Origin of the sequence: Rhodomicrobium sp. R_RK_3 (assembly GCF_002198715.1) — a bacterium.
Lineage (GTDB): Bacteria > Pseudomonadota > Alphaproteobacteria > Rhizobiales > Rhodomicrobiaceae > R-RK-3.
This window is the reverse complement of record NZ_MWLK01000013.1, coordinates 153,696-172,513: the sequence shown is the minus strand read 5'-3', so window position 1 is coordinate 172,513 and position 18,818 is coordinate 153,696. Positions and strand designations below refer to the sequence as shown.

Genomic DNA, 18,818 nt, shown 5'->3' with positions numbered 1-18,818 from the left:
GCATCTGAGTGATGGCCCGTGGCGAAATTAACCATTTGGGTAAGATTAGCGCAAGCAGTTCGGGGCAGATATACGGGGTTGTTACAGGGGCTGAAGCACGTCCTCGATCTCTTTCCGCCGCCGCTCCAAGGTCGCGGGCAGTTTTAGCGCATGGCCAAGCTCGGCAACCGGCTCGTCGACGGCAAAGCCGGGCTCGTCGGTCGCGATCTCGAACAGCACGCCGCCGGGCTCGCGGAAATAGACCGAGCGGAAATAGTTGCGGTCAACCTGCTCCGTGGTGCGGATGCCGTGCTCGTCCTTCAGCTTGCGGACCATCGCCGCCTGCGCCTCGTCGTCCGCCGCGCGGAAGGCGATGTGATGCACCGAGCCGCCGCCCATGCGCGCCGGCAGGAATTCGCCCGCCACGCGGATGTCGACCACGCCGCCCTGTGCCGTGTCGCCGGCCTTGAAGCGGATCACCTCCTCCTCGCGCGCCGTCTCGGTGAAGCCGAGCACGCCGGTCAGGATGGCGGCCGTCGCCTCCGCCTCGGCCAGCAGCAGGCTGACGCCGTGGAAGCCGCGAATGGCGTGCTCCGCCGGGATGCCGCCGCCGGTCCAGCCGGGCTCGGCCTCGATGCCCGGGATGCCGACCAGCGACAGGCGCATGCCGTCCGGGTCCTTGAAGGCCAGCACGGTTTCGCCGAAGCGCTTCAGCGGCGTCTGGTGCGACACGCCCTTCTCGACGAAGCGGTGTGCCCAATAGCCGATGGCGCTCTCGGGGACGCGCAGCATGGTCTCCTGGGTTTCGCCGACGCCGAGCCGGCCGGGCGCCACATGGCTCCACGGGAAGAAGGTGAGAATGCTGCCGGGCGTGCCGGTCTCGTCGCCATAATAGAGGTGATAGGTGCCGGGGTCGTCGAAATTCACGGTGCGCTTCACGAGGCGCAGCCCGAGCGTGTTGGTATAGAAGTCGTGGTTGCGCTGGGCCGAGCCCGCGATGGCCGTGACGTGATGAATGCCGTTATGTCTCATTTTGCGTTCATCTCCTTTTTTATCGTGTTTGCTCCTTCGAACATGAACGGGAAATGGGGAGAGGGCCCGCCCGTGCAATGAGGATGAGATTGCGTACATGCAATGAAGCGCTTGCAAATGTGGCGATTGCATTGCATCGTCCATGGTGTAGATCTCGTGGCAGCATCAACATCCCCACGGAGACTGGCCATGATCGACAATCGCCTCGCCCCTTACGGCGCTTTTGCCCTGCGCGTTGCGCTGGGAGTGATGTTTCTTGCCCACGCCTATTTGAAGATTTCGGTGTTTACCCCCGCAGGATTTGCCGGGTTCCTCGGTCAGATCGGCCTGCCGACGGCTCTCGCCTGGCCGATCATCCTGGCTGAGATCGTGGGGGGGCTGGCGCTGATCGCCGGGTTCCATGCCCGAATCGCCGCCGTGGCGCTGCTGCCGGTGCTGCTCGGCGCGCTGTTCGTGCATGCGCCGAATGGCTGGCTGTTCACCGCGCCGAATGGCGGCTGGGAATATCCGGCCTTCCTGGCGGTCGCGGCGCTGGCCCAGGCGCTGATCGGCGAGGGCGCGTTCGCGGTGAGCGGGCGTTCATCCGAGGCGCAGGGCCGGACTGCTAGCAGCGCGGCTTAGTTTTGAGGCTGAGCAAGCGGCTTCCCCCTCACCCGGCGAATGGCTCGCGCCAGGCGCGAAGCGGCCGGGTGAGGGGGGCCGCGAGCACCGCGTCAAACGCCAATCCCCGGCCCCGCGTCCCGCGCGGCCGGTTTTCGCATGAGAGGCCGGCCGATGATCGACGCGCGGAAAAATCTGGGCTGGGACGATTTCCGCCTCATCAAGGCGGTCGCCGATACGCGCAGCCTGCCCGCCGCCGCCGACCGGCTCGGCATCAATCATTCCACCGTCTTCCGCCGCCTGAAGCAGATCGAGGACGCGCTGGGCGCCGAGCTGTTCGAAAAACACCGCTCCGGCTATGCGCTGACCCCGGCCGGCGAGGAGGTCGCCGCGCTCGCCGCCCGCGTCGATGAGGACATCACGGCGGTGACGCGCAAGCTCGCCGGCCGCGAGGTCGCGCCGTCGGGCGAGCTGCGCGTGGCGACCAATGATTCGCTGCTGGTGCATCTGCTGACGCCGCTCTTCGCGCAATTCCGCGAGCGCTGTCCCGAGGTCCGGCTCGACATTCTGATCGGCAATCAGGCGCTGAACCTGGCCAAGCGCGACGCCGACGTCGCCATCCGCGCCACCGACAATCCGCCGGAGACGCTGGTCGGCCGCCGGGCTGCCCGGCTCGCCTGGGCGCTGTATGGCCGCGCCAATGATTTCCCAAATGGCGCGCCGGCCGGGCGGGAGGCGCTCGCGGGCGCCAACTGGGTGTCGCTGAGCGAGCAGTTCGGCGGCTTCAAGGCGGTCAAATGGGTGCTGGCGCAGGTGCCGCAGGAGCGGCTGGCCTACCGGCTGAATACGGTGCTGGGGCTGGCCGAGGCGGTCGAGGCGGGGATCGGTGTGGGGCATCTGCCATGTTTCATCGGCGACGCCAAGCCCTCGCTGATCCGCCTCGCGCCGCCCAATCCGGACTACGCCACGAGCCTGTGGCTGCTGACCCACCCGGATTTGCGCAATTCGGCGCGGGTCAGGGTGTTCCTGGATTTCCTGGCCGAGGCGATCGCCAAGCGCCGCAAGTTCATCGAGGGCGAGGGGGATTTGATCCAGCATTGAGCTGGTGCCGGAGCGGAGGCGCTGCGGCGTAGTGGATTCCCGCTTTCGCGGGAATGACAGGAAGGGGAGAGGCGGACGCTTATGGGCCTCGCATCCTCTCTCCGTCGTCCCGGACGCCGGTTTGCCCGAAATCTTTGATTTCGCCGGCAAACCGAGTGAGCCGGGACCCACTAGCGCATCATCTGTGGAGAGGTGGATTGGGCCCCGGCTCGGCCTTGCGGCCGTCCGGGGCGACGGAATTGGAGCCGATCAAGGCAGCGGCAGCGCTTCCAGCTCGCGCAGCGTCTTGCCGGTGCCGGCGTCGACTTCCAGCAGCTTCACCCGGTGGCCCCAGAGCTGGGCCAGATGCTGCAAGGTGCGGTCGCATTCCTGCTTGCTCAGCAGACGCCCGTCGCGGACGGTGTGGGTGAGCGTCAGCCGCCGGGTGCCGCTGAGGTCGGCGTCGGTGATGCGGATGTCGGGGTCCTGCACGCTGGCGTCGTAGAAGCGCGCCAGGCGCCGCCGCACGTCGCGGTAGCCCATCTCATTATGGATGGCCGTCACCTCGACCTCGGGCTCGTCGGATTCGTCGTGCAGCGCGAAGAAGCGCATGTCGCGGATGACGGTCGGGCTGAGGAATTGCAGGATGAAGCTCTCGTCGCGGTAATCGGCCCAGGCGGATTTCAGCGTGCCCATCGCGTCGCCATTGCCGGCGAAATCGGGGAACCAGTCCTTGTCCTCGGCGGTCGGCTCCTCGCAGATGCGCTTGATGTCGCGCATCATGGCAAAGCCGAGCGCATAGGGGTTGATGCCGCCATAGCGCTGGTCGTCGAAGCCGGGCTGCATGACGACGGAGGAATGCAGATGCAGCGCCTCCAGCATCGAGCCCTCGGTGATCAGGCCGCGATCGAACAGCGTGTTCATGATCTCGTAATGCACGAAGGTGGCGCAGCCCTCGTTCATCATCTTGGTCTGGCGCTGCGGGTAGAAATACTGAGCCAGAATGCGCACGATGCGGATCAGCTCGCGCTGCCAGTCTTTTAAGCGCGGCGCATGTTTCTCGAGGAAATACAGCACGTTTTCCTCAGGGAGCCCAAGCCCCTCCTCCTCGGCGGCGGCGAAGGCGGCGAGCGCTTCGGCGGCACCGGCGGTGATCGGCGCGCGCGGCACGGTGCGGTAGATGTCGTCGAAAGTGGCTTCCTCATGCAGCTTGCGCGACTTCTTGCGCTTGGCGATGTGGGCCGGCTTCGACGACACCGGCGTCTTCGGATGCCGGCTGATGCCCTGGCGCATCAAGGCGTGCGCCGCGTCGAGGATAATCTCGACATCCTCGACGCCGTGCTTCTCCTCGCATTCCTTCACATAATCCTTGGCGAAGGCGAGATAGTCCAAAATGGTGTCGGCGTTGGTCCATTGCTTGAACAGGTAATTGTTCTTGAAGAAATGGTTGTGGCCGAACGCGGCATGGGCGATCACCAGCGTCTGCATGGTGGCGGAGTTTTCCTCCATCACATAGCTGATGCAGGGGTTGGAATTGATGACCAGCTCATAGGCGAGCGAGCGCATCCCGCGCCGGTAGCTCATCGATTCCTGGGCGAATTGCTTGCCGAAGGACCAGTGGCGGTACATCAGGGGCATGCCGGTCGAGGTATAGGCGTCGAGCATCTGCTCGGCGGTGATGACCTCGATCTGGTTCGGGTAGACGTCGAGTTTCAGGTCGCGCAGGCCGATCTTCTCGACCTCGTCGAACACGGTTTTCAGCGTGTCGAAATTCCACTCCGCGCCTTCGAAGATCGGCTTTCCCTTGCGCGGCTTCTTGATCTTCTTGATCGCCGTGTCCATTCAGGCCCTTTCCGGAGTGGAAAACAGGTCGTGGAAAACCGGATAGATGTCGCCGGGCGACGAAACGTGGCGCATGGCGAAATGCTTGTGCGAGTTGGTCAGCGGCGAGAAGCCGGTCCAGATGATGCTCTCGCTGATATGGGTGCCGACCTCGATATAGGCGAAATACTGGCACACCGGCAGGATCACCTCGTCGAGCATGTCGATGCAGCGTGCCATGTCGCCGAGATCATTGGCGCCGTCCGAAGCCTGCGCGGCGTAGATGTTCCATTCGTCGGACGGGTAGCGCTCCTTGACCACCTTGCGCATTTCCTCGAACGCGCTGGAGATCACGGTGCCGCCGGTCTCGGTCGAGCGGAAGAAGGTGTCCTCGTCGACTTCGCTGGCGACGCTGGTATGCCGGATGAAGACCACGTCGACCTCCCGGTAATGCCGGGTCAGGAAGATGTGCAGCAGCATGAAGAAGCGCTTGGCCAGATCCTTCAGCGACTGCGTCATCGAGGCGGACGTGTCCATCAGGCAGAACATCACCGCCTGGGTGATCGGCTTGGGCAACCGCTCGAAGCGGTTATATTTCAGGTCGAACGGATCGATGAAGGCGACCGTCTTGCGCAGATGGTTGAGCCGGTTCAGGCGCTCGCGCAGCAGCACGAGTTCGCTGGGATCGAAGGCTGGATCGGCTTCGGCGGCGGCCAGCGCTTCCTCGGCTGCGCGGATCTCCTCATTGCTCGGACGGCGCAGGGCGATGCGCCGCGCCACCGAATTGCGCATGGTGCGCACCCGGTTGAGCTTTGAAGGCGAGCCGTCGGTCGTGTAGCCGGCGCGGATCGGCGTCGGCGAGCGGACGTCCTTCAGCTTGACCTTGATGAGGTTGGGGAGCTTCAGGTCCTCGAAGAACAGGTCGAGGAACTCGTCCTTGGAGAGCGTGAAGACGAAATCGTCCTCGCCGTGCCCGTCCGGCGCCCCGCGACCGCCGCCCCCGCCGCCGCCTTCCGGCGGCTTGGGGATGGTGTCGCCGACGACGAACTCCTTGTTGCCGGGGAGCACGAAGTCGCGCGAGCCGTCCTTGCCGAGGCGGAAGGACGGCTCGTTGAGGCTCTTGGCCCGGATGCGGATTTTCTCGCCGCTCTCGACCTCGGAGATCTTGCGCTTCTTCAACGCCTCGCTGACGGCGTTGCGGATTTCGTCACGGGCGCGCCTGATGAAACGCTGGCGGTTGCCGAGGCTTTTCGCCTTTGGATTCAGGCGGCGGTCGATGATGTGCATGCGCGCATTAACCGCTTTTCTTGACCCGCATATACCAATCCACGAGGCGTCGGACCTGGCGGGGCGTGTAGCCGCGCGCGACCATGCGCTCGACGAACTCATTATGCTTCTTCTCGGTCTCGCCGTCTTTCTTGGCGCCGAAACTGATCACAGGCAAAAGGTCCTCGACCTGGCTGAACATGCGCCGCTCGATCACGTCGCGGATCTTCTCGTAAGAGGTCCATGACGGGTTCTTGCCGGAATTGCGCGCCCTGGCCCGCAGCGAGAATTTGACGACCTCGTAGCGGAAGTCCTTCGGGTTGGCGATGCCGGCCGGCTTCTCGATCTTGGACAGCTCCTTGTCGAGCACCGCGCGGTCCATGAGCTGGCCGGTATCGGGATCCTTGAAGTCATGATCCTCGATCCAGGCGTCGGCATAGGCGACGTAGCGGTCGAACAGGTTCTGGCCGTATTCGTGATAGCTCTCCAGATAGGCCTTCTGGATCTCGTTGCCGATGAACTCGGCATAGCGAGGGGCGAGCTCCTCCTTGATGAATTCGACGAACCGGTCCTCATTGTCCTCCGACATCTGCTCGCGGCGGATGGCCTGTTCGAGCACATACATCAGATGGATGGGATCGGCGCCGATTTCCTCGGTGTCGAAGTTGAAGGTCTCGGAGAGCACCTTATAGGCAAAGCGCGTCGAGGCGCCTTCCATGCCCTCGGTGACGCCGGCATTGTCCCGATATTCCTGCACGGTCTTGGCGTGCGGGTCGGTCTCCTTCATGCTCTCGCCGTCATAGACGCGCAGCTTGGAGTAGAGATTGGAATTCTCATGCTCCTTCATGCGGGTCAGCACCGAGAATTTGGCCAGCATTTCCAGCGTGCCGGGGGCGCAGGGCGCATCGACCAGCTCGCTCTTGGAGAGCAGCTTGTCGTAGATCTTCTTCTCTTCCGTGACGCGCAGGCAATAGGGCACCTGCACGACGCAGATGCGGTCGAGGAAGGCTTCATTGTTGCGGTTGGAGCGGAAGGCGCGCCATTCGCTTTCGTTCGAATGGGCGATGATCACGCCCTGATAGGGCAGCGATCCGACATTTTCCGTGCCGACATAGCTGCCTTCCTGGGTCGCCGTCAGCAGCGGGTGCAGCATCTTGATCGGCGCCTTGAACATTTCGACGAATTCCAGGAGCCCCTGCGTCGTCCGGTTCAGGCCGCCCGAGAAGGAATAGGCGTCCGCATCGTTCTGGCCGAAGAATTCGAGCTTGCGGATGTCCACCTTGCCGACGAGGGCGGAGACGTCCTGGTTGTTCTCGTCGCCCGGCTCGGTCTTGGCGACGCAGATCTGGCGCAGCCGCGACGGGTAGAGCTTGACCACCGAGAATTTGGAGATGTCGCCGCCGAACTCGTCCAGGCGCTTCACCGCCCATGGCGACATATGGCCGGTGAGCTTCCGGCGCGGGATGCCGTATTTGTCTTCCAGCACCTGCGCCATGGAGTCCGGATCGAACAGGCCGAGCGGGCTCTCGAAGACGGGGCTGAGTTCATCGCCGGCCTTCAGCACGTAGACCGGGCACTTCTCCATCAGCTCCTTCAGCCGCTCCGCCAGGGACGATTTGCCGCCGCCGACCGGCCCGAGCAGATAGAGGATCTGCTTGCGCTCCTCCAGGCCTTGCGCGGCGTGACGGAAATAGCTGACGATCCGCTCGATGGTCTCCTCGAGACCGTAAAACTCCTTGAAGGAGGGATACACCTTGATGGTCCGGTTCATGAAGATCCGGCCAAGGCGCTCGTCGGAGGATGTGTCTAGGATTTTTGGGTCGCCGATCGCGATCAGCATCCGCTCGGCCGCGGAGGCATAATACATCAGATCGTCGCGGCAGCCTTCGAGGAATTGCTTCAGGTCTAGCGTTGTCTGTTTTTGCTGACCGTAGCTTTCCGCGTAAAGGTCGAAAATCTCGTTACTGGGCTTCATTCCACCACTCGAAAGGTTGCGACATTAGTCGAAAGGGGAACCTCTTTCCCGCAGCATGAACCCGCTTTCGCGTTTCACTCCCATATGGGTGCGCTTTTCCAAGATTGTATGGTATCCGGGCTTCATGAGCGAACCCTAGTTATCGAGGCACAAAAACACGAGTATTTAGGCATCGAATAAGCAGCTTGGCCGGCCCCGTATGCCCCATCCAGCTCTCTATAAGCTGGGCTTTTGGCCTGAACCGTACCTGAACGATTGGCCGCCTCATCTTCAGTTTGTGCTAGTCGCCTGCGCCCGTCAATTGCTGGTTCGGCATATGCAATCCCAAGCAGGGCGGAATAGCGGCTTTGCGGATCGCGAAAGCCGATTTTCACCGATACGGCAGCAGGGTAGACATCCCGGCGGGCGGACCCTCCAAATGCGCAACCTGTGCCTTTTGCCTTGGCGCCCGCCGGCGAGAACGGATGCCCCGAAATGGCGCTTTTAGCCATGGCGAGCCAGCAAATCCAACGCAATCTGCCGTTGATTTTCACGCCCTTATCCCGCTGCCGCCGCCCGAACTTCGCCGCCGTCGTCGTGAGTAATTCCCGAAAGTCGCCTGCGGAAACGCAGCTCTCCGAATAGGCGACTGTGATAGTGTGTGGAAAATGTAACAATTCTTCGTGTAATAGAGAATGAGGCTTTCTGACCCGCCCTCGACAGCACTTGAGCGGCGCCGTTGACAAGCCGTTTGCCCGCGTGATTATTTCCGGCCCATGCTGCGGAGAGTGGGACAATCGGCGATGTTGATAGTGTGGAAGCGGTCTCTTCGCCCGGCGGGCCGGCTCTCATGACCGCCGCCGTCGACACCGCCGCGCGCCCGCTCCGGCATCAATCCTTTTTGATCTGGTTCGCCGCCATCGCCGGCGGCCTCGCGATCCATATCGCGCTCTGGCCCTATTCCGAACCGCCTTGGATTTTCTCCGATTTCTACAAAGCCTATTGGGTGGCCGGCGAGCATCTGTGGAATGGCGGTCTTGGCGCCGGCTATCCGTTCACGGTCAAAGGCAATTGGTCGAACCTGCCGATCCTCGCCTGGCCCTTCGCGCTGCTCGTGCCGCTCGGGCGAGAAGCGGCGGGCTGGACCTATCTCGGCATCGGCATCTGCGTCACCCTCGCCGCCTGGGCGCTGCTCGTGCGCCTTTCCGGCTTGCGAGGGACGATGGCGGCGCTGCTGCTGTTCCTGTTCCTCGTCAACGGCCCGTTGCTGAACAGCCTGCGCGAAGGCAACAGCACCCATTTCGTGCTGCTCATCATGATCGCGGGCGTCTGGGCCTGGCAAGAAAAGCACGATTTTCTGGCCGGCTTCGCCTTCGGCATCTGCGCCGCGATCAAGCCGCTTCTGGCGCTGATCGGCATTTATTTCCTCGTCCGCCGCCGCTGGGGCGTCGTGGCGGGCGGCGCGACTTCGATCGGCATCGCCGTGCTGCTCTCGCTCGCCGTGTTCGGCGTCCAGGGCAACCTGCTCTGGTATGACGAGGCGGTGAAACCCTATCTCGGCCATGCCGTGGCGGCGTTCAACGTGCAATCGATCGACGGCTTTCTCATCCGCCTGTCGACCGGGGCGGGCGAGCTGCTCTATTGGGGGCCGATCGAGCCCTCGCCGCTGCACAAGATCGCGCGACATGTCAGCTTCCTCGTGCTGCTGGGTGGATTCGGCTGGCTGATGTGGCGCGCGGAACGGGCGCGGCTGATCTCGCCGCAGACCGGCGCTGGCGTCACCGGGCACGATCTGCTGCAATTCTCGATGGTGCTGATCCTGTCCATGCTGCTCAGCCCGGCGGCCTGGACGCACTATTATCTGGTCTTCATTTTGCCGCTCGGCCTCTATCTCGGCGGCCGCCTGCCGATGCCCGACGACGCCGTGACGCGCTGGCTGTTTTGGATCGGCTATGTGCTCTCCGCGCTGCCGGTCGTCATGCCGGCGATGGACCCCGAATCCGAGCTGCCTCGCGGCCTTGCCGCCGAAATCGCGGCGCGCACCCTGGTCTCCGCCTGGATGTTCGGCGCCATCCTGATGCTGGCCGCCTTCGCGCGGGGCGCATGGCTGGCCAGCAGGAGCGGGGAGAATCCGGCGGAATCCGCCCGCGCTTGAGGCACCTGCCGCCAATCCTCCGGGCACGGCGCGTTCAAGACCGTTTCATCCTGCGCGTGGATGATCTAGGCTCTGCTTTTCCCAGCAAGATTGCGTGTTTGGCTCGAGCCGAGGCGCAATTCCTGTCTGAAAGGTGGCCCATGCCGTCGAAAGTGCTCATCCTCCTGGCCCATCCCGCGTTGCAGCGCTCGCGGGTAAACCGCGCGCTGGTGCGGGCGGTGACGGAGCTGCAAGGCGTCACGCTGCACGATCTGTACGAGACCTATCCCGATTTCATGATCGACGTCGAACATGAGCAGTCGCTATTGCTCGATCACGACATCATCGTCTTCCAGCACCCCTTCTACTGGTATTCCGCCCCCGCCCTGGTCAAGGAATGGCTCGACCTCGTGCTCGAACACGGCTTCGCCTATGGCCGCGAGGGCACCGCCCTGCGCGGCAAGGCGATGATGTCGGCGATCAGCACCGGCGGCGGCGAGGACGCCTATCACGAGGCCGGCATGAACCGCTATTCGATCACCGAATTGCTGCGCCCTTTCGAGCAGACCGCGCGGCTCTGCGGCATGGAATGGCTGCCGCATTTCGCCGTGCATGGCACGCACAGCATGGACATCGGATCGATCCAGAGCGGCGCCGACGACTACCGCATCCTCGTCACCGCACTGACCGATCGCATGAGCCGCGACGCCCAGCGCGCCATGAACGAGGCGCAAATCATCCCCCTCCGGCCGGCGGAGGCTTGAGCCATGGCACAGGTGTCCTTTCTGCTGATGGCCTTCGTCTATCTGGCCGTCGCCGTGATCTCGGTGCCGATCGCCAAGCGGCTCGGGCTCGGCTCGGTGCTCGGCTATCTCATCGGCGGCGTGCTGATCGGCCCGTTCGGCGCCTCGCTGGTCGGCGACCAGACCGACGTCATGCATTTCGCCGAATTCGGCGTCGTCATGATGCTGTTTCTCGTCGGGCTGGAGCTGCGGCCGCAATTTCTCTGGCAATTGCGCAAGCCCATTCTCGGCCTCGGCAGCGCCCAGCTCATCGGCACCACGGCGGTGCTCGCCGGAACCGGCATCGCACTCGGCTTCGACTGGCGCATTGCGCTTGCCGCCGGGATCATCCTCGCCATGTCCTCGACCGCCATCGTGCTGCAGACGCTGGCCGAGAAAAATCTGATGAAGACGCCGGTCGGGCAGGCGAGCTTTTCGGTGCTGCTGTTCCAGGACATCGCCGTCATCCCGCTGCTGGCCTTCCTGCCGCTGCTGGCCTTCGGCGTGCCGCATGGCGATGCCGGCGGCCATGGCGCCGCGGCCCATGCCGGCTGGATCGACGCCGTGCCCGGCTGGGCCTACCCGCTCGTAGTGATCGGCGCGGTCGCCTCGATCATCCTCGCCGGGCGGCTGGCGCTGCGCCCGGTCTTCCGCTACATCGCCTCGGCGCGGCTGCGCGAAATGTTCACCGCCTTCGGCCTGCTGATCGTCGTCGGCATCGCCGTGCTGATGCAGGCGGTCGGCCTCTCCCCGGCGCTCGGCACCTTCCTCGCGGGCGTGGTGCTCGCCGAAAGCGAGTTCCGGCACGAACTCGAAAGCGACATCGAGCCGTTCAAGGGCCTGCTGATGGGCCTGTTCTTCATCTCGGTCGGCGCGGGCATCGATTTCGCCCTGCTGGCGCATAGCCCCGGGCTGATCGCGGCGCTGGTCTTCGGCGTGGTGGCGGTGAAGGCGGGCGTGCTGTTCATCCTCAGCCGCGTCTTCCGCTTCTCGCTGTCGGAGGGCATTCTGTTCGCCCTCGCCCTGTCGCAGGTCGGCGAATTCGCCTTCGTGCTGATCGCCTTCGCGCTGCAGAACGCCGTGCTGCCCGCCGACATCGCCAATCCGCTGGTCGCCGCCGTCGCCTTGTCGATGCTGACCACGCCCCTGCTGCTGATCGCCTATGACAAGCGGATCGCGCCGCGCCTCGTCACCCCCGAGCCCGAGCGCGAGCCGGACGACATCCAGGCCGACGGCACCGCCATCATCGCCGGTTTTGGCCGTTTCGGGCAGGTCGCCGGCCGGCTGCTGCTGGCCAACGGCTTCCGCGTCACCGTGCTTGATCATGACGCCGATCATGTCGAAGGCGTGCGCGCCTATGGTTTCAAGGTGTATTTCGGCGATGCCTCGCGTGTCGATCTGCTGAAGGCGGCGGGCGCCGCGGAAGCCAAGATCCTCATTATCGCCGTCGACGAGCATGAAAAGATGATGGAGATCGCCGAAGCGGCGAAGAAGCACTTCCCGCAATTGAAGCTGCTGTCGCGCGCCTATGACCGCGTCAAGGCCTTCGAGCTGATGAAGCTCGATGTCGACGTGGTCAAGCGCGAGACCTTCGGTTCGGCGCTGGAAATCGGCGTCGAGGCGTTGAAGGCGATGGGGTTCCGCGCCTATCAGGCGGAGCGGGCAGGGCGGCTGTTCCGCAAGCATGACGAGGCGGCGGTCGTTATCCCGGAGGAATATTGGGACGACGAGGAAGGCTATCTGCGCGTCTTCCGGCAAAAAACCGAGGCGCTCGAGCGCGTGCTGCAAGCCGATCTGGCAAGGCCGCCGGACGAAGGCGCCGACGCCGCATGGGATACGCAGACGCTGGTCGCGGAGGTGCGCGCGGCCAAGCCGGGCGCCCGGCGTTAACGATTGTTGGACGCCAGCCTGTCGAAAGACTCGCGTGAGACGTTGAAGCTGGGCGCTGGCGCACCCATCAATAGGCGGACGATTGGTCCATAAACGAGGAAGCGATGGCCGACCCTTATACCGTCCTGGGCGTGGCGCGCGACGCCAGCCAGGACGACATCCGCAAGGCCTATCGGAAGCTGGCGAAGAAGAGCCATCCCGACCTGCATCCCGGTGACGCCGCGGCCGAAAAGCGGTTCAAGGAGATCTCCGCCGCCAACAGCATCATCGGCGATGAGGAAAAGCGCGCGCGCTACGACCGCGGCGAGATCGACGACACCGGCAGCGAGCGGCCGCCGCAGAATTTCTACCGCCATCAGGCCGAGGGCCAGCCGGGCTTCAAATATCGCCGTCAGACCGGCGGCGCGGGCGGCGCGGGCGCGGAGGATTTCGGCGACATCTTCGCCGATCTGTTCGGCCGCGGCGGCTTCGGCGGCGGCGGTTTTGGCGGNATATTTGAAGCCCGGCTGGCCCTCGGCCTGATGGCGGTAGAAATTCTGCGGCGGCTTCGGCGGCGGCGGTTTTGGCGGCGGCGGCGGCACCGGCTTCGCGGCGCGCGGCGGCGACATCAACTACACGCTCCCGGTCGATTTTCTCGAAGCGGTGAACGGCGCGAAAAAGACTGTCACCATGCCGGACGGCAAGCGGCTTTCGCTGACCATTCCCGCCGGCTTCAAGGATGGCCAGACGCTGCGCCTGCGCGGCGAGGGCCAGCCCGGCATCGGCGGCGGCGAGAACGGCGACGCCCTGGTTACGGTGAATGTCCGCGACCACCCGGTCTTCACCCGCGACGGCGATACCATCCGCTCCGTCCTGCCGATCACCATCGGCGAGGCCGTCGCCGGCGGCAAGGTGCGGGCGCCGACCGTCAACGGGGCGGTGATGGTCACGGTGCCCAAGCACGCCAATAGCGGCGACACGCTGCGCCTGCGCGGCAAGGGTGTGATGAACCGCGCGACGGGCAAGCGCGGCGATCAATTGATCGAGCTGCGCATCAAACTCCCGGAAGGGGGCAATGAGGAGTTGGACAAGCTGATCGCGGATTGGGAGGCCAAGCACCCCTACGATCCGCGCGGCAAGGAGGCGGCATCATGATTGGCGAGCGGGAGCTTTTTGCGATGATCGGCCGGCTGGATGCCGACGCGCTGCGCGACTGGCTGGAGACCGGCCTCGTGCGCGGCGCATCGGGCGAGGCGGCGGCGGAGTTCGACGAGGCCGACGTGGCGCGGGTGCGGCTGATCTGCGAGCTGCGCTATGAGCTCGCGGTCGAGGAGGAAAGTTTGCCGGTCGTAATGTCGCTGGTTGACCAGATCTACGATCTGCGCCGCTCCGTCCGCGCCATCGCCGCCGCCATCGGCGACGAGCCGGACGACGTGCGCAGCCGCATCGCCGCCTCGGCCCTGCGCCGATTGCGAGGTTGAAAACCTGAACCGGACCGCTGGCGTCTCGCGCCGCACGGGACTATAAGGGCCTGGCTCGCCCGCCTCGCACCCGATTGGCGGCGCCCGCGATGCGTCCCTCCACCAAACAGCGGACCCAAGCCATGTCGCTTACCCTGCATCAGGCCGTGTTCCCCACCGTCATCCGGACCCTGACCGCGCTCAACGCCATCCTCGACAAAGCGGCGCTCTATTGCGAAACCCGCAAGATCGATCCCTCCGTGCTGCTCGGCTACCGTCTCGCCCCCGACATGTTCGACTTCAAGCGCCAGATCCAATCCGTCACCGATCAGGCCAAGGGCATGGCCGCCCGCCTCTCCGGCGCCGAGGTGCCGAGCTATCCGGACGTGGAAGTCACCTTCGATGAGCTGAAGGCTCGCCTCGCCAAGACCATCGAATTCGTCAAGAGCGTCACGCCGGAGAAGCTGGAAGGCGGCGAGGACCGCGAGATCGTCCTGAAAATGCGCGTCGGCGAGCTGAGGTTCAAAGGCAGCGACTACGCCTTCGGCTATTTCATGCCGAACTTTTTCTTCCACGCCACCACCGCCTACGACATCCTGCGTCATGCCGGCCTCGAAATCGGCAAGCGCGACTTCCTCGGCGGGGTCTGAGCCGCGCTCGCGGACACGCCGGCATCGCCGGACCGGGATTGCATGGGATGGCATTCCCGGTCGCGCCGTGACGATTCTCAGGCCTGAGATTGCCGCAGCCCTGCCCTCTCCCATGGGGCGAGGGCGGCGTGCGCCGCACGCCGGGTGAGGGGGTAATGCCTCTCCGTCTGGCAACGCACCGTCATACCGAGAGGGATTACCCTCTCACCCCAACCCTCTCCCCATGGAGAGTCCGGCTGCGGCCTCGTCTGGCGCTGTGAAATGGTTCCATCTTGCTGCTCCGCGCGCACCGCGATTGCGGGGCTGGGTGCTTCCTATCGACATCGACCGCATTGCGCTCAGGGGCTAACCTTGCCGATTGGCGCGATTGCGCCTGGGGAAGGGAACGGGAGCGGTCATGACGAACCTTGCGGAAATTCTGGATGTCGTTCGCGGCAGACTTTATGTCGCCGTGCTGTCCGATGTGCTCGATGAGCTCGGCTATCGCGGCCAGGCCTTGCCAAGCCGCATCAGGCCGCTCGACGACACGCTGGTGCTGGCCGGCCATGCGCGCACCGGCCTCTACCGCGACGTCTACCACATCGCGCCCGGCGAAAACCCCTATGCGCTGGAGATCGCCCTGATCGACAGCCTGAAGGCGGGCGAAGTCGCCGTGCTCGGCTGCGGCAATACGGGCCGCATCGCCCCCTGGGGCGAATTGCTGTCGACGGCGGCCAGGGCGCGCGGCGCCGGCGGCTGCCTGACCGACGGCCTCGTCCGCGACACCAGGGCGATCCGTGCGATGGGCTTCCCGGTCTTTCACGGCGGCATCGGCCCGCTCGACTCGAAAGGACGCGGCGTCGTCGCGGCGATCGACGTGCCCATCGAATGCGCCGGCGTTCCGGTCGAGAGCGGCGATCTGGTGGTCGGCGATGCCGATGGCATCGTCATCGTGCCGCGCGCCATCCAGGAGGAGGTGATTGCGCGGGCCCTCGCCAAGGTCGAAGGCGAGAATGCGACCCGCGCGGCACTGGAGCGGGGCGACAGTCTCGCCGATGTGTTCGAGCGGTTCGGCGTCCTTTGAGCTTGGGGATGCCGAAAAGAACAGCCGCAGCGCGTCCTAATTCAGCGGCGCCTTCACCGAGAGGCTGCCGCTCCAGGCGGAATAGTCTTCCTGGCCGATGCCTTCGATGGCGCCGGTGGCCTGCAAGCTGATGCCGTCCGAGGTGCCGAGCATCAGGCCGGCTTCGGCCTTGGCGCCGGTTTCGTTGGCCAGATGGCTGCCGGTGCCGAGATCGTCCACGCCGTTGAGGGTCCAGCCGGTGCTGAGCGCCGCGCTCGGCTGCAGATAGCCACCATCATCCAGCTTGAACTTGTAGGACACCGCCGAACCGACGCCGAGCCGTCCCATCGCCGTCGCATAATCCTGCAAGGTGCCCTCGGGCAATTCCTCCGGATGGGTGAAGCGGTCCTCGATCACGGCGAGGCCGACGGTCGGGGTGAATTGCAGGCCGAACAGTTTGCGGTTGGCGGTGAGCTGGCCGCGCACGAGCTGGCGCTCGGTCTCGAAGCTGACGCGGGTGCCGTCGGGCAGCGCGGCGTCATTGTCGGTACCGCCCCAGGCGGCGCGTGCGTCGAAGAACACGTCGGGCGCCAGCCGGACGCTGGCATAGGGGCCGAACATCATGCCGTGGCTGGTGGTGTCGGCGTCGAGCGCGCTGTAGCTTTCATTATACTGGTCGAATTGCAGCATGGCCCCGATCATCACGCCGGGCCGGATCAGATAGTCTGTGCCCAGATTGACCAGATGGGCATTGCCCTGCGAATCGTAGCGCTGGCCGTTCTCGTCGAATTCCTGGCTGAACTGGCCGACCTTGCCCTCCACCCACATGTCCAGCTTGTTGTCGGCGAAGGCATAGCCCTCGGCCGCGGCAAGGCTCTGCACGCTGGTGGAGATGCTGACCTGCGCCGGGTCGCCCTTGGCGTTCATCACCGCGGCGGTCTGCACCGCCTTGTCGATGCCGTCGGGCTTGGCGTCCCGGCGCTTCAGGTTGGTCTGCGGGGTGTCCTCAGCCAGCATGCGCGCGGCGCGGCGCTCGACGAAGGCTTCGGGGCTGGCGGAGGGCGTGAGCGAGGCGTTGTGCACGTCGCAGCGCACCTCGAAGGTCAAGGTTGCGGCGCCGTCGGCGCGGAACTCGAAACTGTAGAGGCCGTCATAGGGGACGGTATAGGAGGTCTCCTGCGGCGCCGCGCCGGCGAGCAGCTTGCCGCCGGCATCCTCGCCATCGGCGATGGCGATCGAGCCGGTGCCGGTCGAGCCGGGTTCGGCGAGCATCTGCAGATAGAGCGTCTCACCCGCGCGCAGCGGAACCGCGCCGGTATTGTGCGAGGCGGCGAACGGGCCGCTCTTCAGCGCCACCGGTTCGGCCGACAGCGTGGCGCAGCCGGAGAGCGCCTCGGCGCGGACGCCGGTCGCGGCGGACAGCAGGATGATGGCGCCGACGGCGCCGATCAGCGAAAAATTGCGAAGGTCTGGTACGGTCAAAACGGGTCCTTCCGCGCGGGGGGCCGTGCCCCGCATTCCGTGGTAAGACTGTGGGAAATCGCCGCTCGTTCGCCCGAGCAAGGCCGAGTTTCCCGACACTTAGCCGCAAACATCGGCAAAATTGTGCAATGCAGCAGTGTCCATGAGGCGGTGGGGCATCGGACGACGTCACTTCACCGTGAAACTGCCCCCGTCGCCCGTGCGAACCTCTTTTTCGTCGTCCCGGACACCGCGAAGCGGTGAGCCGGGACCCAATCATCTATCCGCGAGCGCTGCGGGAAGAGGAGAGGCGAGTGGGCCCCGGCTCTGACGGCCGGGGCGACGAGTGGGGAGGCTCTTTCGGGATTTTTCAGGGGTGCGACGGGCCATTGTCCCTACGCGCGCGGCTCGCTTCTGGCTGCCGAAGGAACCAGGGCGGCCATGCTCCCGGTAGGCTCAGGCGCTTGACCCGCCCCTCACTGTTTCGCGGCGATTTTCTCCACGGCACGCGGCGGGCGGCTGGAAAACGGGATCTGCGTGTGCCAGGCGCGGCCGCTGGCGGCCTTCTCATAGCCGTAGCGGTACATGGCGCGCATATAGGGCGTCTCGAAGCTGGTTTTCAGCTCGGCTGGGAAGTCTTCGTCGATATAGGCGAGGTAGAAGCCGATATTGCGGGAGGCGCAGAATTCGCTCGTCGCGATCAGCGTCAGCCGCACCTGGCTCTTGATCAAGCTCTCATAGGAGCGGGTGATCACCGGGATGACCGAGGCGTCGACGACTTCGAATTCCGGTTTCAGCCGGCTGTTGGCCAGGATGAAGAAGCGCGTCGGGAACGCATTTTCGGGCGACGCCGTGGCGACGCCCTGCGCCAGCACCGCCTCCGGGATGGTCAGCACCTGGACCATCGCCCCGCCATCGACATGCAGCTCGCTGAAGCGGCGCCCGTCCGCCTCGACTTCGATCGCAGTCGGCTGGAAGGCGCCGGGCACGCTGGCCGAGGCTGTCAGGACATTGCGCACGAGTTCGAGGGCCCGCGGACTGCCGCTCGCGGCGATGGCGCCGATATCCCAGACCACCGGCCGCTGGGCGTCGAGATTGCTGGTAACGACCAGCAGGCGGCGTCCGCGCCGGTGTTCCTCGGCGATGCGGCGCAGCAGATCCTGGTCGGCGAAGGCGGCGACGATGTCGTACAGCGCCGCGCGGCGGCGGTCGGCCGCGAGCAGGACGGAGAGGAAGCCGCCGGTCTCGAGCGAGGCGGCGACGCCGCTGGTCCAGCCCTGCTTGAGAGCGCCGTCATAGTCGGAGCCGAGAAAGGCGAGCGGCGCGATCAGGGCGCCGGCGCTGACGCCGGTGACGATGGTGAATTGCGGCCGCTGACGCCGCTCGGTCAGCCCGACCAGGATGCCCGCGCCGAACGCCCCGTCCGCCCCGCCGCCCGACAGCGCCAGAACATCCAGCGAGCCGGTCCGCTTGGCGGCGGCGAGCAGCGTCGGCAGGCGGATGGCGGCGCGGATGTCCTCACCGCCCGCATCGGCCCAGAAGCGGGCGTTCGGAATGCCGGGGATTTGCGCGATGGCTTGCTGGCGGGCCGTGAACTGCGTGCGCGGCAAGGACGAACACGCCATCAGGGCGAGCGCGATCAGGCACACCAAGAGGTGGCGTAGCGACAAATTGTAGACGGCCATCAA

Annotated in this window: 16 protein-coding genes and 1 pseudogene; 10 read left to right on the top strand and 7 right to left on the bottom strand. The window is 65.2% G+C overall.

Translation table 11 applies throughout. The annotated features are described in order from the left end of the window. Nucleotides 1–81 precede the first annotated feature (81 nt). On the bottom strand, nucleotides 82–1,011 hold the full coding sequence (locus BLEFHOIH_RS06530) for a ring-cleaving dioxygenase (RefSeq protein WP_088343707.1): 930 nt from the start codon (nucleotides 1,009–1,011) through the stop codon (nucleotides 82–84). A 189-nt stretch (nucleotides 1,012–1,200) separates the two neighbouring features. Between BLEFHOIH_RS06530 and BLEFHOIH_RS06525 the strand changes: the two genes are divergently transcribed. Then, nucleotides 1,201–1,632, top strand: a complete 432-nt coding sequence (locus BLEFHOIH_RS06525; RefSeq protein WP_088343706.1) for a DoxX family protein — start codon at nucleotides 1,201–1,203, stop codon at nucleotides 1,630–1,632. Nucleotides 1,633–1,785: 153 nt separating this feature from the next. Further along, complete coding sequence (locus BLEFHOIH_RS06520; RefSeq protein WP_088343705.1) at nucleotides 1,786–2,712, top strand: LysR family transcriptional regulator; 927 nt, start codon at nucleotides 1,786–1,788, stop codon at nucleotides 2,710–2,712. Nucleotides 2,713–2,961: 249 nt separating this feature from the next. Here BLEFHOIH_RS06520 and BLEFHOIH_RS06515 read toward each other — a convergent pair whose 3' ends face one another. From BLEFHOIH_RS06515 to BLEFHOIH_RS26135, 4 genes are all read right to left on the bottom strand, one after another. Next, on the bottom strand, nucleotides 2,962–4,533 hold the full coding sequence (locus BLEFHOIH_RS06515) for a SpoVR family protein (RefSeq protein WP_088343704.1): 1,572 nt from the start codon (nucleotides 4,531–4,533) through the stop codon (nucleotides 2,962–2,964). After that, complete coding sequence (locus BLEFHOIH_RS06510) at nucleotides 4,534–5,799, bottom strand: YeaH/YhbH family protein (protein WP_088343703.1); 1,266 nt, start codon at nucleotides 5,797–5,799, stop codon at nucleotides 4,534–4,536. Between the two features lie 7 nt (nucleotides 5,800–5,806). Further along, the gene (locus tag BLEFHOIH_RS06505; protein ID WP_088343702.1) at nucleotides 5,807–7,753 is read right to left on the bottom strand and encodes a PrkA family serine protein kinase; all 1,947 of its coding nucleotides are present in this window, start codon (nucleotides 7,751–7,753) and stop codon (nucleotides 5,807–5,809) included. Between the two features lie 122 nt (nucleotides 7,754–7,875). Continuing rightward, nucleotides 7,876–8,286 carry a hypothetical protein gene (locus BLEFHOIH_RS26135; RefSeq protein ID WP_125461611.1) on the bottom strand — a complete coding sequence of 137 codons (411 nt, stop codon included), beginning with the start codon at nucleotides 8,284–8,286 and terminating at the stop codon, nucleotides 7,876–7,878. Between the two features lie 296 nt (nucleotides 8,287–8,582). On the opposite strand from BLEFHOIH_RS26135, the gene BLEFHOIH_RS06500 reads away from it, so the two are divergent. The 8 genes and pseudogenes from BLEFHOIH_RS06500 (at nucleotide 8,583) to BLEFHOIH_RS06465 (ending at nucleotide 15,690) form a co-directional block, all read left to right on the top strand. Beyond that, nucleotides 8,583–9,887 (top strand): glycosyltransferase family 87 protein, encoded by a 1,305-nt coding sequence (locus tag BLEFHOIH_RS06500; protein WP_088343701.1) that lies wholly within the window; start codon nucleotides 8,583–8,585, stop codon nucleotides 9,885–9,887. A gap of 140 nt (nucleotides 9,888–10,027) precedes the next feature. Continuing rightward, on the top strand, nucleotides 10,028–10,630 hold the full coding sequence (locus BLEFHOIH_RS06495) for an NAD(P)H-dependent oxidoreductase (RefSeq protein WP_088343700.1): 603 nt from the start codon (nucleotides 10,028–10,030) through the stop codon (nucleotides 10,628–10,630). Between the two features lie 3 nt (nucleotides 10,631–10,633). Further along, entirely contained in the window at nucleotides 10,634–12,538 is a 1,905-nt protein-coding gene (locus BLEFHOIH_RS06490; RefSeq protein WP_088343699.1) for a monovalent cation:proton antiporter-2 (CPA2) family protein, read from the top strand. 104 nt (nucleotides 12,539–12,642) lie between these two features. After that, nucleotides 12,643–13,028: pseudogene (locus tag BLEFHOIH_RS26480) on the top strand (DnaJ domain-containing protein); the annotation flags it as partial. A 152-nt stretch (nucleotides 13,029–13,180) separates the two neighbouring features. Continuing rightward, on the top strand, nucleotides 13,181–13,672 hold the full coding sequence (locus BLEFHOIH_RS26475) for a DnaJ C-terminal domain-containing protein (protein WP_245296890.1): 492 nt from the start codon (nucleotides 13,181–13,183) through the stop codon (nucleotides 13,670–13,672). Beyond that, on the top strand, nucleotides 13,669–13,998 hold the full coding sequence (locus tag BLEFHOIH_RS06475) for a MerR family transcriptional regulator (protein WP_088343696.1): 330 nt from the start codon (nucleotides 13,669–13,671) through the stop codon (nucleotides 13,996–13,998). The genes BLEFHOIH_RS26475 and BLEFHOIH_RS06475 overlap by 4 nt, the downstream gene beginning before the upstream one ends. Nucleotides 13,999–14,120: 122 nt before the next feature. Beyond that, a complete protein-coding gene (locus tag BLEFHOIH_RS06470; RefSeq protein ID WP_088343736.1) occupies nucleotides 14,121–14,627 on the top strand; it encodes a DUF1993 domain-containing protein in 507 nt (168 codons plus the stop codon). 397 nt (nucleotides 14,628–15,024) lie between these two features. Beyond that, on the top strand, nucleotides 15,025–15,690 hold the full coding sequence (locus tag BLEFHOIH_RS06465; RefSeq protein ID WP_088343695.1) for an RraA family protein: 666 nt from the start codon (nucleotides 15,025–15,027) through the stop codon (nucleotides 15,688–15,690). Nucleotides 15,691–15,726: 36 nt separating this feature from the next. Here BLEFHOIH_RS06465 and BLEFHOIH_RS06460 read toward each other — a convergent pair whose 3' ends face one another. Together BLEFHOIH_RS06460 and BLEFHOIH_RS06455 are read right to left on the bottom strand one after the other, a co-directional pair. After that, nucleotides 15,727–17,151: an autotransporter outer membrane beta-barrel domain-containing protein gene (locus BLEFHOIH_RS06460; protein WP_088343694.1), complete on the bottom strand. Its 1,425-nt coding sequence runs from the start codon at nucleotides 17,149–17,151 to the stop codon at nucleotides 15,727–15,729. Between the two features lie 455 nt (nucleotides 17,152–17,606). After that, nucleotides 17,607–18,815: a patatin-like phospholipase family protein gene (locus tag BLEFHOIH_RS06455; RefSeq protein ID WP_088343693.1), complete on the bottom strand. Its 1,209-nt coding sequence runs from the start codon at nucleotides 18,813–18,815 to the stop codon at nucleotides 17,607–17,609. Between the last annotated feature and the right edge of the window lie 3 nt (nucleotides 18,816–18,818).

What these genes read in the sequence shown, in the direction of transcription:
- BLEFHOIH_RS06510 (WP_088343703.1), bottom strand. Translation starts at nt 5,799, where the DNA reads ATGCACATCATCGACCGCCGCCTGAATCCAAAGGCGAAAAGCCTCGGC.
- BLEFHOIH_RS06525 (WP_088343706.1), top strand. Translation starts at nt 1,201, where the DNA reads ATGATCGACAATCGCCTCGCCCCTTACGGCGCTTTTGCCCTGCGCGTT.
- BLEFHOIH_RS06515 (WP_088343704.1), bottom strand. Translation starts at nt 4,533, where the DNA reads ATGGACACGGCGATCAAGAAGATCAAGAAGCCGCGCAAGGGAAAGCCG.
- BLEFHOIH_RS06520 (WP_088343705.1), top strand. Translation starts at nt 1,786, where the DNA reads ATGATCGACGCGCGGAAAAATCTGGGCTGGGACGATTTCCGCCTCATC.
- BLEFHOIH_RS06505 (WP_088343702.1), bottom strand. Translation starts at nt 7,753, where the DNA reads ATGAAGCCCAGTAACGAGATTTTCGACCTTTACGCGGAAAGCTACGGT.
- BLEFHOIH_RS06465 (WP_088343695.1), top strand. Translation starts at nt 15,025, where the DNA reads ATGACGAACCTTGCGGAAATTCTGGATGTCGTTCGCGGCAGACTTTAT.
- BLEFHOIH_RS06490 (WP_088343699.1), top strand. Translation starts at nt 10,634, where the DNA reads ATGGCACAGGTGTCCTTTCTGCTGATGGCCTTCGTCTATCTGGCCGTC.
- BLEFHOIH_RS06475 (WP_088343696.1), top strand. Translation starts at nt 13,669, where the DNA reads ATGATTGGCGAGCGGGAGCTTTTTGCGATGATCGGCCGGCTGGATGCC.
- BLEFHOIH_RS06470 (WP_088343736.1), top strand. Translation starts at nt 14,121, where the DNA reads ATGTCGCTTACCCTGCATCAGGCCGTGTTCCCCACCGTCATCCGGACC.
- BLEFHOIH_RS06530 (WP_088343707.1), bottom strand. Translation starts at nt 1,011, where the DNA reads ATGAGACATAACGGCATTCATCACGTCACGGCCATCGCGGGCTCGGCC.
- BLEFHOIH_RS06455 (WP_088343693.1), bottom strand. Translation starts at nt 18,815, where the DNA reads ATGGCCGTCTACAATTTGTCGCTACGCCACCTCTTGGTGTGCCTGATC.
- BLEFHOIH_RS06495 (WP_088343700.1), top strand. Translation starts at nt 10,028, where the DNA reads ATGCCGTCGAAAGTGCTCATCCTCCTGGCCCATCCCGCGTTGCAGCGC.
- BLEFHOIH_RS06500 (WP_088343701.1), top strand. Translation starts at nt 8,583, where the DNA reads ATGACCGCCGCCGTCGACACCGCCGCGCGCCCGCTCCGGCATCAATCC.